Annotated in this window: 12 protein-coding genes and 1 pseudogene; 8 read left to right on the top strand and 5 right to left on the bottom strand. The window is 68.5% G+C overall.

Annotated features, from left to right (window positions below; translation table 11 throughout):
- Positions 1-2 precede the first annotated feature (2 nt).
- The 4 genes and pseudogenes from AAEX60_RS15210 (at position 3) to AAEX60_RS15200 (ending at position 2321) form a co-directional block, all read left to right on the top strand.
- Complete coding sequence (locus AAEX60_RS15210) at positions 3-563, top strand: hypothetical protein (RefSeq protein WP_342104609.1); 561 nt, start codon at positions 3-5, stop codon at positions 561-563.
- Positions 563-1183 carry a hypothetical protein gene (locus tag AAEX60_RS15205; protein ID WP_342104607.1) on the top strand — a complete coding sequence of 207 codons (621 nt, stop codon included), beginning with the start codon at positions 563-565 and terminating at the stop codon, positions 1181-1183. Before AAEX60_RS15210 ends, AAEX60_RS15205 begins: the two co-directional genes overlap by 1 nt.
- A gap of 190 nt (positions 1184-1373) precedes the next feature.
- A pseudogene (locus AAEX60_RS16420) lies at positions 1374-1526 on the top strand (hypothetical protein); the annotation flags it as partial.
- A 222-nt stretch (positions 1527-1748) separates the two neighbouring features.
- Positions 1749-2321: a hypothetical protein gene (locus AAEX60_RS15200; RefSeq protein WP_342104605.1), complete on the top strand. Its 573-nt coding sequence runs from the start codon at positions 1749-1751 to the stop codon at positions 2319-2321.
- A gap of 217 nt (positions 2322-2538) precedes the next feature.
- On the opposite strand, the gene AAEX60_RS15195 is transcribed toward AAEX60_RS15200, so the two are convergent.
- Entirely contained in the window at positions 2539-3864 is a 1326-nt protein-coding gene (locus AAEX60_RS15195; RefSeq protein ID WP_342104604.1) for a hypothetical protein, read from the bottom strand.
- Between AAEX60_RS15195 and AAEX60_RS15190 the strand changes: the two genes are divergently transcribed.
- On the top strand, positions 3863-4696 hold the full coding sequence (locus tag AAEX60_RS15190) for an HAD-IIA family hydrolase (protein WP_342104602.1): 834 nt from the start codon (positions 3863-3865) through the stop codon (positions 4694-4696). The two genes, AAEX60_RS15195 and AAEX60_RS15190, sit on opposite strands and share 2 nt — an antisense overlap.
- A gap of 88 nt (positions 4697-4784) precedes the next feature.
- Here the strand turns inward: AAEX60_RS15190 and AAEX60_RS15185 are convergent, their stop codons facing one another.
- On the bottom strand, positions 4785-6305 hold the full coding sequence (locus AAEX60_RS15185) for a patatin-like phospholipase family protein (RefSeq protein WP_342104600.1): 1521 nt from the start codon (positions 6303-6305) through the stop codon (positions 4785-4787).
- A 372-nt stretch (positions 6306-6677) separates the two neighbouring features.
- Here AAEX60_RS15185 and AAEX60_RS15180 point away from each other — a divergent pair, with 372 nt between their 5' ends.
- From AAEX60_RS15180 to AAEX60_RS15170, 3 genes are all read left to right on the top strand, one after another.
- A complete protein-coding gene (locus tag AAEX60_RS15180) occupies positions 6678-7595 on the top strand; it encodes a cation diffusion facilitator family transporter (RefSeq protein WP_342104644.1) in 918 nt (305 codons plus the stop codon).
- A 177-nt stretch (positions 7596-7772) separates the two neighbouring features.
- Entirely contained in the window at positions 7773-8222 is a 450-nt protein-coding gene (locus AAEX60_RS15175; protein ID WP_342104598.1) for a deoxycytidylate deaminase, read from the top strand.
- 28 nt (positions 8223-8250) lie between these two features.
- Positions 8251-9408, top strand: a complete 1158-nt coding sequence (locus tag AAEX60_RS15170) for an FAD-dependent monooxygenase (RefSeq protein WP_342104596.1) — start codon at positions 8251-8253, stop codon at positions 9406-9408.
- Between the two features lie 98 nt (positions 9409-9506).
- On the opposite strand, the gene AAEX60_RS15165 is transcribed toward AAEX60_RS15170, so the two are convergent.
- The 3 genes from AAEX60_RS15165 to AAEX60_RS15155 form a co-directional block, all read right to left on the bottom strand.
- Complete coding sequence (locus tag AAEX60_RS15165; RefSeq protein WP_342104594.1) at positions 9507-10454, bottom strand: glycyl-radical enzyme activating protein; 948 nt, start codon at positions 10452-10454, stop codon at positions 9507-9509.
- Between the two features lie 4 nt (positions 10455-10458).
- Complete coding sequence (locus tag AAEX60_RS15160) at positions 10459-12831, bottom strand: glycyl radical protein (protein WP_342104592.1); 2373 nt, start codon at positions 12829-12831, stop codon at positions 10459-10461.
- A gap of 80 nt (positions 12832-12911) precedes the next feature.
- The gene (locus tag AAEX60_RS15155; protein ID WP_342104590.1) at positions 12912-13874 is read right to left on the bottom strand and encodes a LacI family DNA-binding transcriptional regulator; all 963 of its coding nucleotides are present in this window, start codon (positions 13872-13874) and stop codon (positions 12912-12914) included.
- Positions 13875-13892: the final 18 nt, after the last annotated feature.

Below are 13892 nucleotides of genomic sequence, written 5' to 3'. Positions count from 1 at the left end.
GCATGAGGCGTCAACAGGCCGCCACGGCCGTCGCCGTGCTGGCGGCGATGAGCGTCGGATCCCTGGTCAATGAACGCCTGCACGACCCCACTGACGTGCTGGAGCAGCGCTACGAGCGCACCGGTGTGGTGGGTCAGGCGGTGCCGATGCGCACCCTGTCCGTCACTGTGCACGGGGTGAGCAGCGCTGCGAAGGTGAAGAACTACTCCGGGGTGGCCACCACCCGCGGCATCTGGTTGGTGGTGGACCTGGGCTACACCGCCAAGGACAGCACCGAGTCGCTGGACCCCGGCAGCATCGTGTCCGTCGACGGGCGACGCTTCGGCGGCAAGCAGGCGGTGACGCTGAGCTGCGGCGTGTCCCTGCCCGGCATCGAGCACGGCTGCCGGCAGATCTTCGAGCTGCCCAAGGGGGTGCTGGCCGGCGCCCGCTATGAGGTGCCAACGGCCGGTGGGCAGCAGGGCGATGACGTCGCCGTGATCGACCTGCAGATTGACCAGGCCAGGGCCCAGAAGCTGGAGGCCAGCACGGCCACCTTTGACGCGGAGCAGGAGAACTCCTGATGGCACTCACTACCGCCCCGACGTCCTGGTGGCGACGCAACCGGCTCTGGCTGGCCCTGCTCCTGCCGCTGCTGGCGCTGGCCGTCGCCTCGTCGTCGTGGGCCTACTTCCGGCTCTACCGGACGCAGCAGTACCACCAGGCGCATCGCGCCACCGACGGCACCGTGCACCTGGTGCATCCCACCCGGGACACGGGCTTTGACTACACCATCGACGTCACGATGCACCTGGTCAGGGTCGAGAAGGTGACCGACGGCTCCTGGAGCGTGCCCCCCGGGCAGACGCTCTGGCGCAGCGTGGTGCGCTTCGAGGCCGACCCGGAAGCGCTGCTCAACGGCTGCAGGGTCAGCCTGCTGGACCGTCAGGGGCGCAGGTTCGTGCCCGGCGTCGGCATGAAGGCGGGCGCCGCCGCCCGCGGCGCGGTGGAGAACGAGTGTGTGCCCAGGGATCACAGCGGGCCGGCGGTGATCGCGGGCAAGGTGCTGCCGCCCAATGAGGGGGAGGAGCGCCCGCCGAGCTGGGAGAGCACCAGGTTGTGGGCGCTGCCCGACGGGGCGGAGCCCGGCGAACTGCGGATCGCGTGGAGCCCGCCCCACTACGCGGCCTTGCCGGTCTCCTGAAACCCGGGTTTCCGGGGATCGACGGACTGGGGCGCTTGTCCTGTGGAACTTTGGGTGCCGAAGTCACGACACAAACTTCCTCGGGACAGCTGTCCAGGGTCTTGTGCCCGATTCACAGGGTGTTGTCCATTTGTTGTCCGTCGGCGCCGGGCCCTTCCGCTGGTCTCCCGGGGACAGCAGGCTCGAAAGCATGCGGCCCCGGATTCCCCTTCCAGAACCCCTGCGTGACCTGATCACGGCTCAGGCCTGCGCAGTCAGCGCAGCTCAATGCAGGATGGTGGGCTTTCCCCGTAGCGCGGTGGCTCGGCTGATCCGGGAGGGTCATTGGGTGCGAGCGGGGCGCGGGTTGTACGTCGCCCACACTGGGGAGTGGAGCGCAGGAACCCGCCAATGGCTGGCGCTGCTGGCCGCGGGGGAGGGGGCCGCCCTGGCCCGGGACACCGCCGGTGCGTTGCAGGGCTGGTACCGAGCTTCCGACCGGATCATGCTCCTGGTTCCAAGCAGCCACCGGTCGGTGCAAGCCGGGCCATGGGAGGTGATGCGGACCAGGATCCCCTTCAAGTCGGTGGGCGAGCCGCCCCGGACCACCGTGGAACGTACGGCGCTGGACCTGGTCCGACAGCACCCGGACAAGACGGTGGCGATTCTGGCCGATGCCGTGAACTCCCGAAAGACCACGGCCAAGCGCATCCTGGCGGAGCTGGAGAAGTTCGACATCTTCCCGCGGCGGGAGGTCGTGCGCGGGGCGTTGGGTGATGTGGGGCAGGGCGCACTGAGCGTGCTGGAGGTGATGTGGCTCCAGGACGTGGAGCGTCCCCACGGCCTGCCGGCCGGAGTGCGCCAGACACGCAGCAGGGCGGGATTTCGCGACATCCGCTATGGGCCCCTGCTGGTTGAGCTGGATGGACGCCTTGGCCACACCGGTTCGGCTGTCTTCCGAGACATGGACAGGGACAATCTTCACGTCCTGCAAGGTGAGACGACAATGCGTTTCGGCTTTGCGGACACCGATCAGAGGCCGTGCGCCTGCGCGGCGATGGTTGTGGCGGGCCTGCGAATGCTGGGCCAGCCAGTTGACTTCCGATCCTGTCGCCGCGGCTGCGTGGAGTCGGAGGCGCTTCTTGACCGGAGCAGGTGAGACGTAGGCAAGTAGGTCGCTTGTCCTGTGGAACCTTGCGTGTTGACTTCACAGCACAAAGTTCCACAGGACAGGTGTCCAGTGTTCTTGAGGCGGTGCGTGGCCCGGATCAGGGCTCGGCGGACGCCTTCGGTGCCTGCAGGGAGGGGCCTCGACAGGCTCGGCCGCCGTGGTTGGGGTGGTGTCTCGGCCGCCGATGACTGGGCTCGGAACGGCCTCAGGCGCCGGCGTGCTGGGGCGTGGGGGTCCCGGCGTCGGTGGATCCCTCCGGGCTTGTCAGAGTGGTCTGGGCGCCGACGACGCGGTTGACCGCGGCCGCCAGCAGCGCCATCGCCACCACGAAGTAGACCGCCTGCTGACCCAGTTGGAGGAAGGGTTCGGTGGCCACCCGGGCCAGCCCTTCCTGCGGCCCCACCAGCCAACGCTGCAGCCAGGCGACGCCCACCTGGAGCTCGCCGGCGGCGACGAAGACCAGGCAGAACAGCACCATCGGGATGATGCCGGCGGCGGCCACCCGGCCGATCGCGGCGGCGGTCTCCTTGACCGGGGTGGTCACCGGCTCCACGCTCTGGGCCACCACCCGTCGCACGGGGCTGGGAATCCGCCGCAACTGCTGGGTGCGGATCTCCGGGGCGCTCAGGGTCCCCTCCCGCAGCTGGGCCCCGTAGACCGCGGCACCGATCGCCAGCCAGGCCACCGGCAGCACGACGATGGCTGACAGATTGCCCAAGAGCGTGGAGATGGCGTCCACCAGGCTCTGGAAGGCGGTACCGATCGCCCCGGCCCACGCCACGAAGCGCTGGTACTGCTCGATGATCCCGACGATCACCGCCCGGGTGGTCACCCACTCCTGGATGGCGCCCAGTCGGTGGGTCAGCACCGCGCCCAGGGTGACCATCCACAGGGCCTCCAGATAGCCGTTCAAGGCGGCCCAGCCCAGATGCCGACGCGGCAGCTCGAAGCCCACGATGGTCTTGCGCAGCACCAGGGCCACCACCACCAGCGTGAGCAGCAGCCATTCCGGCGCGACGGTGGAGCGGGCGAAGTCCGCTGCGAGTCCCTCGTTGAGCCACTCGTCGGCGGTGTTGGAGTGGATGTAGGTGGTCACGTCGGTGCGCAACAGGCCCTGGGCCGAATAGACCGCCAGGAAGGGGATCAGCACCTCGGTGGCCACCACCAGGTGCCCGCGCAGGCGCTCGTTGCGGCCCTGGTGGGCCTGGGTGAAACCGGCGAAGGCGGGCAGTGACGCCGCGGTGCTGCGCAGCATCATCACCAGGCTGAGCAGGGTGCTGATCGGCGCCAGCGGCAGGATCAGGGCGCCCAGGGTGCGGTTCACGTCGGCGGTGGCGACGGCCAACCACATGAAGCCGCGACGGCCCGCGGCGCCCAGCAGGAACCAACCCAGCAGCGCGGGCCAGTGCCGGGCCAACAGCTGCAGCCCATCGACGATCACTTCGCGCAGCGCACCCAGCGCCTCGGTGAGGAACTTCACGGGCTCATGGTAGAAGCCGGCGGGTGCTCTTTGGACGAACTTCTGGGACATGCGCCCAAGGATTGTTCACCATCCGTTGATCTTCCCGGGCTACGGTGAAGGGGTGCGTACCCCACGAGACATCGAATGCTGGCTGACCGACAAGGACGGCGTCCTGGTCCACGAGGACCAGCCGATCAACGGAGCCGCCGAGCTGATCCAACGCTGGGTTGACACCTCGCACCGCTTCCTGGTGCTCACCAATGACTCGTCGATGACCCCGCGGGACCTGAGTGCCCGGCTGGATCGCTCCGGCCTGACGGTGCCCGAGGAGAACCTGTGGACCTCCGCCCTGGCCACCGCCGCCTTCCTGCAGCGGCAGAAGCCCGGCGCCCGGGTCTATGCCATCGGTGAGGCGGGGCTGACCACGGCGCTGCACCAGGCCGGCTTCATCCTGACCAGCACCGAGCCCGACTATGTGGTGCTGGGCGAGACCCGCACCTACTCCTTCGAGTCGATCACCCAGGCCATCCGGCTGGTGGTGGGCGGCGCCAAGTTCATCACCACCAACCCGGACACCACCGGGCCCAGCGCCCAGGGCCTGCTGCCGGCCACGGGCGCGGCCGCCGCGATGATCACCGCCGCCACCAACCGCAAGCCCTACGTGGTGGGCAAGCCCAACCCGATGATGTTCCGCTCCGCCATGAACAAGATCGACGCGCATGCCGAGACGACGGCGATGATCGGGGACCGGATGGACACCGACATCGTCGCCGGGATGGAGGCCGGCCTGTTCACGGTGCTGGTGCTCACCGGGATCACCGGCCGGTTGGACCTGGAGCGCTTCCCCTACCGCCCGGACCTGATCGTGGAGAGCGTGGCCGAGCTGCGGGACATGATCTGAGCCCTGGGTCTCCGGCCTCTCGACAGGCTCGGAGAGCGTGGAGTCAGGCTCGGGGAGCGTGGAGGTCCCAGGGGCAACGCCTCGGTGGTCAGACCATCCAGGGTGGGTCGATCTGGGGCTCGAAGGAGTGGGCCTCCCAGTGCTGCCACCAGTTCTCGGCGCCCTCGGGCGCAATCCCGTCGCGCAGCCGGGGCACCTGCTCCCGCAGGTCGTACTTCAACCGGGCCAGCAGCAGCAGGTCCCGCTCGTCGTGCGTTCGGTTGTCGTCCAGATAGTCGCGTTCCAACTCCCAGATCCGGCGACGCGCCGCGATGATGCTGCGGCCCAGGGCCTGCTCGGCCGCCGTCGCTCCCAGATGGTGCTCCGCGGCCCGGATCCAGCCGTAGTCCCGGTTGATCCGGATCAGCCCGGGGTCAATGGTCAGCGCGTCGTGCACGTCGAACTCGGGCTCGATCACGATTGCCCCGGCGCTGCGGGCATAGGCCACCTCGTCCCGCTCCGTCTCGTCGGACTGGATCTCCGTGGCCCGCAGCATGATGGCGAACATGTCCTTGTCCGCAAAGGATTCCGAGGGCCTGACCCCGGGCGCGTTGGAGGTGACGACGTAGCTGGTGGTGCATCCCAGCGGGCCAATCGCCATCTCGGCCGGAAGGTTCTCCCGCACCCCGCCGTCGACGAAGTGCTCCTCGTCGATCGGCACCGGGGTGAAGACCGTCGGGATGGAACACGACGCCAGCACCCCGCGGGAGAAGTCGTGCACCGCGCCCGGCACCTCGACGTCGTAGCGGTCCACCAGATGGCCGTCCTCGCGCATGAAGCGCAGCTCGCCGGTCTCCAGGCTGACCAGCGCGATCCGCGTCGTCAGCCCGGAGGTGGACACCCGGGCCGAGTCGAACAGCCCACCCTCGCCCAACAGCGCCCGCAGGATCGGGCCCGGGATGTACATGGAGCGGGTCTTCTCCGCCCCGGTGAGGATCACGCCCAGGTCATTGCCGACGCCCTTCATCCGGCTCAGGCCGGCGATGATCGTCATCACCTGGCTGGGGGACAGGTCGGGTGAGCTGACCGCCGGGTCCAGGGTGGCCAGCGCCAGGGTCTCCAGCTGCCCGGTGAGTTCGGCCTGGGCCTGCTCCGGGCTGTCCAGGTCCTCCTGCTGCTCGTCGTCGGGATCAATCTGGAAGCCCCGGGTGAAGGGCAGTTGGATCCGGGGCAGGGTGCGCGCAGTGCTGCCCAGCCAGGTGCCGCCGCGGTTCTCCCGCTGCAGCAGGGCCATCAGCTCCGGCCCGCGGGCGCGGAAGCGGCGGAACCAGGCGCGCTCGGTGAACATGTCGCTCTGCCGGGTCATGGACAGCCACAGTTCCTCCAGGGCGCGGATGCTGGCCGCCTGCTCCCGCGGGTCGCTGGACTGGGCAATCAGGGCGGCCAGGATGGAGCCGGCCGAGGTGCCCACCACCACGCTGGGGTTGATGCCCACTTCGTCGTAGAGGTAGCGCAGCGCCCCCAGCTGAAAACTGGCCTTGGAGCCGCCGCCGGAGAGCACCAGCCCTTGGCGTTCCTCGCGCGACGGGTGCATCACGGCGCCGATGCCGAGCCAGGGTCGTCGAGCCATGGCCCCAGACTACTGGCGGCCCGGGGCGGGCGACCGTGTCTGCCTCATCGGTGTGCGTCAACCGGCCTATCCGCAGGACTACTGCGTGGAACTGGCCCGACGGTCGGTCGCCAGATCTGCATCGACGGGGGTCCCGCAACAGCCGCTCGGGTTTCATTTTCCCGCTACGGAAATATCCGTAGCGGGAAAACGAAACCCGAGCGGCCGGGACTCGGGGCGGGCGATGTCCGGGCCGGGACGTGGGGGCGGCGAGGGAGGGGGCCCAGCGGGCTCACAGCGGGGGTGGTCCAGAATTGAGCCGTGACTCCCGAGCTTGATTCCGGTCTGGCGCCTGCCCCCACGGCCGCGGCCCAGACCCCCGGCGGCGCCCCGGTGAACACGCGCGCCACCGCCCCCACGGACCTGACCCGTTTCGCGTGGCTCTCGATTGCCGCCGCCGTCGCCACCATCGCCCTGAAGACCGTCGCCTGGCGGATCACCGGATCCGTCGGCCTGCTCTCCGATGCCGCGGAATCGGTGGTCAACCTGGTGGCCGCCGTCGTCGCCCTGGTGGCGCTGAAGGTGGCCATCAAGCCGCCGGACAAGGACCACAACTTCGGCCACAGCAAGGCCGAATACTTCTCCGCCGCCATCGAGGGGGCGATGATCTTCGTCGCCGCCGGCGTGATCGTGCTGACCGCCGTGCAGCGCTTCCTCCACCCGCAGCCACTGGAGAATGTCGGGATCGGCCTGCTGGTCTCCGTCGTGGCGTCGGTGCTGAACGGCACCGTCGCGTGGGTGCTGCTGCGGGCTGGCAAGAAGCATCGCTCCATGACCCTGGTGGCCGACGGCAAGCACCTGCTCACCGACGTGTGGACCTCCGTCGGCGTGGTGCTGGGCGTCGGCCTGGTCTGGTTGACGCACTGGCCGCGGCTGGACGCCCTGGTGGCCCTGGCCGTCGGCATCAACATCCTGTTCACCGGCGGCAAGCTGATGCACGAGTCCGGGATGGGCCTGATGGACGTCAGCCTGCCCAAGGAGGACAACAAGCGGATCCGCGAGATCCTGGAGAGCTTCACCGGCGAGCACGTGATGTTCCATGGTGTGCGCACCCGGGAATCCGGAAACCGGCGCTTCATGGACATGCACCTGCTGGTGCCCGGCGCCTGGAGCGTGCAGCAGGCGCATGACCTGGTGGAGGACATCACCGATGCGTTGCTGGCCGACTACCCGGATCTGCACGTGATGATCCACGCCGAGCCGATAGAGGATCCGCGGTCCTACGACGACTACGACTTCGGGATCAGCTGAGCTCCGGCGGACCTGCTCGTCGAAGGGGCGCCGTGCTCGCGGTCGGGCCGCCCCGCGCGTGGAACCGTCGGCCTCCGAGGGGTAGAACCCTGGCAAGCCGACGGTTGGGTGGGCAGGGCAACCGTCCAAGAAGCAGGGTGGGAACCGGCGCGCGGCATCGTTCCCTAGGATGTCGCCATGACTGAACAGGCGCCGACCGCCGCCGTCCCCGGCTGGGACGACTACTTCCTGGGTATCGCGACGGCGGTCTCGGCCCGTGCCAAGTGCACCCGACGCCGGGTGGGCGCCCTGCTGGTGCTGGAGCGCCGGATCATCGCCACCGGCTACAACGGGGCCGCGCCCGGCCGCCCCGACTGCCTGGAGGGCGCCTGCCCCCGCGGCCAACTGGGCTATGACCAGGTGCCCGGGCTGGGCGACTACGACCGGCCCGGAACCCCGGGCTTCTGCATCGCCATCCACGCGGAGGTGAATGCCCTGCTCTTCGCCACCCGGGACACCAAGGGCGCCACCGCCTACATCACCGACGAGCCCTGCCCCGGTTGTCGCAAGGCCCTGGCGGCAGCCGGGATCGTGCGGGCCGTCTGGCCCGAGGGGGGGCTGGACGGGGATCAGCTGGTGGCCTGGTAGTGCCGAGGACAGGCGGGGCGGGAAGCCGATGACAGAACAGAGGGCCATCGTCAGCGGTGGGGGAATCGGCGGGTTGGCTGCCGCCGTCTCTCTGGCCAGGACGGGTTGGCACGTGACCGTACTGGAGCAGGCAGCGGTCTTCTGGGAGGCAGGAGCCGGTCTGCTGGTGACCCGCAACGGCTGGCGCTGCCTGGAACGTATTGGTGCGGCAGACGCGGTGATTGCGGACGGGGCTGTGGTGCGCAACCTGGGTGTGCGGGACCTTGACGGTGGCTGGGTGCTCCAGTTCGCGGACGGCCCAGACCTGCAGGCCATTGGGGTGCACCGGCGCGCCCTGCATTCCGCCTTGCTGGAGTGCGCCGCGGCGCAGGAACGGATCACACTCTTGCCCGGCTGTCGGGTGATCGACGCCGCTCCGGGCCAGGACAGGGGAGCGCAAGCCACGGTTGTCTGGTTGGAGGATGGCGAGACACGCGTCGGTCATGCCGACCTGTTGGTGATTGCCGACGGTGCTCAGAGCGCCCTGCGACGGACGGTGGATTCCGCCCCGACCGTGTCCAGTGGCTTCTCCAGTTGGCGGGCGGTGGTGGACGATGCCGTGTGGCCGGAGGCGACGGCCCAGACCTGGTGGGGCCCCGGAGCCGAGTTCAGCGCGCAGGCAATTGGCGGCGGCAAGGCCTGCTGGCAGGCCACCTTCCGACACGACGCTGGACGGGGTTTCGGCGATGACCGATCGGCCGCCCGGGAACGCTTCCGGGACTGGCCGGAGACGGTCCAGGATCTGGTGGCCGCCACGGCCGATGGGATGCTGGTGCGCCATGACCTGTTCGAGGTCCGCCCTGATGCCCAGACTTTCGTCACGGGCCGGGCCGTGCTGTTGGGGGATGCCGCGCATGCCATGCTGCCGACCCTCTTCCAGGGTGCCAACCAGGCACTGGAAGATGCCGTGGTGCTGGGGCACTGCCTGTCCCGTGGGCTTGAGCTGGGCCGGGCGCTGGCCGAGTACGACGCCCAGCGGCGGGAGCGCACCCAGAAGGTGGCGCACTGGGCCCGGGCGGTCACCGAGCGCGGTGCTGGTGGCGGTGGGCGGTCGATAGTCGGCTGGATGCAGGCCGCGGGGGTGACCCCGGGCCGCAGCCTGAAGCGGGCCCAGCGGATCTTCGGGTGGGAGCCTCCGACGGGCTGAACTGGCCCCTCGGCAAGCTTGGGGGGGTCGTGCGGCGGGGCGCTCGGCCCTTGGCAAGCTCGGGGATCGTGGTTTCGGAGAGGCTCGGGAATCGGGCCTCAGACCTCCACCAGATTCCGCACGCCGGCCCGTCGGGCCTGCTGCCGGAAGGAATCCATCTGCAGGGCGGAGTACATCGTCGGATTGCGTTCCCGCTCGAACAGGAAGGTCCTGGTGGGCAGCACGTCGTACTTCGCCGCCGCCATCGGGTTGTAGTTCAGCAGCTCATAGCGCACGTCGGGGTACAGGCCGCTGATATGGCGGGCGATTCCCTCGATGTTCTCCACGGTGTCGGTGACGGTCGGGATCATCGGGGTGCGGACCGTGACGTCGTCGCGCCGATCCCCGGTGAGCAGCACCGCCAGATTCTTCAGGATCAGCTCATTGTCGTGACCGATCCAACGCTTGTGCTGCACTGGGTCGATCAGCTTGCAATCGGCGAAGACGTGGTCGGTGTAGGGCAGGGCCTCCAGCAGGAATTCGGTGCGCACATTCAGCGCGGTCTCGATGGCGGTGTTGATCCCCTCGGCCTTGAGCGCCTGGAGCAGCGCCGCCGCGAAGTGCGGCATGAACAGCGGCTCCCCGCCGGACAAGGTGACACCACCGCCATTGCCGAAGAAGACCTCGTCCCGCTTGAGGATCTCGACCAGCTCGGCCACGGTGTGCCGGGTGGCATTGAAGGTGATGGCGCCGGTGGGGCAGCGGTTCACCTGCGCCAGCCAGTCGGCCTCGTGGACGGTGATGTCCACCTCCACGTGCCCGTCGTCGTCCACCGTGGCCTCCCCATGGGTGGCATTGGTCACGCACAGCATGCAGTCGATGCACTTCTTGCGGAAGAAGACTGGCCCCATCCGGGGCTCCATCGTCTCCGGGTTCTGGCACCACTGGCAGGCGAGGCTGCAGCCCTTGAGGAAGACGGTGGTGCGGATGCCCGCGCCGTCATGCGTCGAGAAGCGACGGATGTCGACGACATTGGCCGCCAACTGGGACGCGTCGGGCGCGGGCATCGGCTCAGAGCTCCTGGGTGGTGCGGGCGATGATCTCGTCCTGCAGATCACCAGAGAGCTCGGTGAAGTACGCGGTGTAGCCGGCGACACGGATGGTCAGGCTGCGGTACTGGTCCGGATTGGCCTTGGCAGCGATCAGATCCTCCCGGCGGACGACGTTGAACTGGACGTGCGGAATCTCCAGCTGCACGAAGGAGCGCAGGAACTGGGCGAACTTGTCCACATTGGTCTCGGTGTCGAAGAAGCTCGGCAGGAACTTCAGGTTGAGCAGGCCGCCATTGCTGGTCCAGGAATTGTCCATGGAAGCGACGGACTGCAGCACGGCGGTGGGGCCGGCCATGTCCCGGCCGTAGACGGGGGACAGACCGCCGTCGGCCAGCGGGGTGGCGGCCTTACGACCGTCGGGGGAAGCGCCGACATTCTGACCCATCGGCACGTGCGCGCTGACGGTGTACATGCCGGTGTGATAGCGGCCGCCGCGGATGTTGGTGTAACCCTTGAGTTGGTCGGCGAAGAAGCCGGCCCACTTGCTGCCCAGCTCGTCCACGTAGGCAATGTCATTGCCGTACTTGGGCGCCTTGTTCAGCATCAGCGCCTGCTCCACCTCGTATCCGACGAAGTCCTGGCGCAGGGCCTCCAGCATGGTCTCGCGGCTGATGGTGCGGTCGTCGAAGACCAACTTCTTCAACGCCGCCAGACTGTCGGCCAGCGAGGCCACCTGGATCATCTGGATCCCGGACAGGTTGTACTTGGCACCGCCAGCGGTCACGTCGATTCCTTGCGACAGGCAGTCGTCGATCACCGCGGACAGGAAGGCAGTGGGCAGCACGTCGATGTGGGCGTGCTCGACGACCTCGCAGGCGGCGATCATCTTGGCGACATAGTGCTCGATGGTCTTGGCGAAGGCGGTTTCAAGATCCGCCCAGCTGGCGTACCCGGTCAGGTTGCCGAAGTCCGGGCCGATCTTCTCCCCGGTGAGCAGGTCAACGCCACCGGTGAGGGTGAGCTCCAGCGCCTTGTTCAGGTTGAACATGGCGGCATCGCTCCAGCCCAGGTTGTTACCCTGGGTGGTCAGCTCGACGCAGCCGACGATGGCGTAGTCCAAGGCATCGGTGTGGCTGATCCCCACCTGCTCCAGCGCGGGGATGACGGAAGCGTCATTGAAGAACTGCGGCATGCCCGAGCCCTTCGCGACGACCCGGACCGACTCCTTGAGCAGGTCCTCGTTGGTGCGCTCATGCAGCCGCACGGAGAGGTTGGGCTGTGGCAGTCCGAGGTGCTTCTGAGCGGCGAGGAACAGGAAGGACAGGTCATTGGCGACGTCATTGCCCTGGCTGTCTTGGCCACCCAGTGCGATGTTGAAGCCGATCGGGAAACCGGCGAAGTACTTGGCGCTGCTGGCATTGCGCAGGTAGACGATCTGGTTGAACTTGAGGAAGAGGCACTCGATCACCTCGAGGGCTTCCTCCTTGGTCATTCCGTCGGCCAGGCTCGCCTGGTAGTAGGGCAGCAGTGCCAGATCGAGCCGGCCGGGGGAGAAGGAGGAGGCATTCGACTCGGTGTGCAGCACCACGAACAGCACCCACAGGCTCTGGACTGCCTCGTGGAATCCCTGCGCGGGGCGTTCGGCCAAGGCACGCATGGTGCTCGACACCCTGCGGAGGTCCGCCGCGTCCTCGTCGGTGGCGGTGGTGGCCATCTCATCGGCCAGGTCCGCGTAGCGGGTCATGAAGGTCTGCACACCGGCCATCGCGATCTCGACGGAGCGGTAGAAGTCGGCTTGCTGACCTGTGGCGGTCGCGCCGCGCACCGCTGCCTCCTGCGCGATCGCCGCAGGTCCCTCGGCCAGCCAGCGGGGCACATTCGGGCAGATGTGGCCCTGGGAGTGGTCGGTCTGGTTGATCTTGACGACCTTGCCCATCTCCTTGATCTCGCGGCCGTGGCGCTGGGCGATGACGTCTTCCAGGCTCTTTCCCTTCCAGACCGGGTAGATGTCCTCACGGAAGGTACGGATGGTCTGCCCGTCCACCTCGAAGCGATCCTGCGGGCGGGTGGGCAGGGTCTCGATCTCACGGTCCACCCAGGAGGCGCCGGCTTCGGGGGTGATCACGCCAGCCCGGACGCTGGGGGTGCGATTGCCGACCACCAGTTCACCGGGCGTGATGGCAATCGGCAGTTCGGTCAGCGCGGCGGCCAGCGCCAGGGCGCGGCGCACGATCACCGGCTCGTCGGCGTGGTCGCGGTAGATCCGGGTGGTGATCACGGCTTGGTCGACGGAGACGACGCGCTCCTCGGCGAGCATCTCGAGGCGGAGCCGGTCAATTCGCGGGCTCGACGGCACGTCGGAGAGGGGCTGGTGGGTGGTTTCGAGCGACATCAACGACTCCTTGGCCATCGAGTAAGTGTATCGATACACCAACGGTACTACCGCGCGTCGTGGAGGATCAACCAAGGTGGTCAGCGGCGCAGGCAGGTGGAGTCTCGCACCACCAGCGTCGGGGGCACCAGGATCCGTTCCAAGGGACGGTGAGGCTCGGCCGATCGGGCCAGTACCAGACGAACCGCCTGCTCCGCGAGCTGGGCGACGTGATGGTCCACCGAAGTCACCGTCGGGTGGGTCGAGGCGGCGATCGCGGTGTCGTCGAAACTGGCCACTGCCACGTCCACGCCAGGGGTGCGTCCCGCGGCCCGCAGCGCGCCCAGGGCGGAGAGCAGATGGGTGTCGTTGTAGGTGACCAGGCAGTCGGCCTGTGCGGACTGATCGGTGGTCAGCCCGCCGACGCCGCCCAGTGCCAGCTGCACCGGCCCGCCCAGGCCTTCGGAGAGGCCGCTGCGACGATCCGCCAGTTGGGCCGACTGAGTGCCGCCCACCAGAACCACCCGCCGCAGACCCTGTCGCGCCAGATGGATGCCCAGCAATCGGCCCGACTCCCGGTTGTCCACCCCGACGAAGTCGCAGTCCAGCCCCGGCACCTCGCGCAGCAACTGCACCAGCGGCTGGGCGGCCGCCAGGAAGTGCAGGCGTTCGGCCGTCGCCTCGGCGGTGGGGAGCAGGATCAGCCCGCCGAGGAACTGTTCCGCCAAGGAGCGGGCACTGCGGGCCTCGTGCTCGGGGTCGCCAAAGGAAAAGCTCTGCAGGACCGACATTCCCTGGGCCGCCACCGCTCGGTCAACCGCCATGGTCACCTCCGCGAAGAAGGGATTGCGGATGTCGGTCAGCAACAGGCCCAGCAGCGAGGACTGGCCGGCCCGGACCGCGGCTCCGGCCCGGTTGTAGACATAGCCCAGCTCGTCCATCGACGCCCTGACCTTCGCCTTCGTGGCCGCAGGAATCCGATCCGCGTCGCGCAACACCAGGGAGACGGTGGTGCGCGAGACGCCGGCATGGGCAGCGACGTCGGTGATGGTGGCGCGCTTCATTGCAGGGCCCCTGTCCGT

This window comes from Luteococcus sp. H101 (assembly GCF_038433155.1).
In the GTDB taxonomy this organism is placed as follows: domain Bacteria; phylum Actinomycetota; class Actinomycetes; order Propionibacteriales; family Propionibacteriaceae; genus Luteococcus.
The sequence above is the reverse complement of the archived record's forward strand: the minus strand, read 5'-3'. Positions and strand labels throughout refer to the sequence as shown.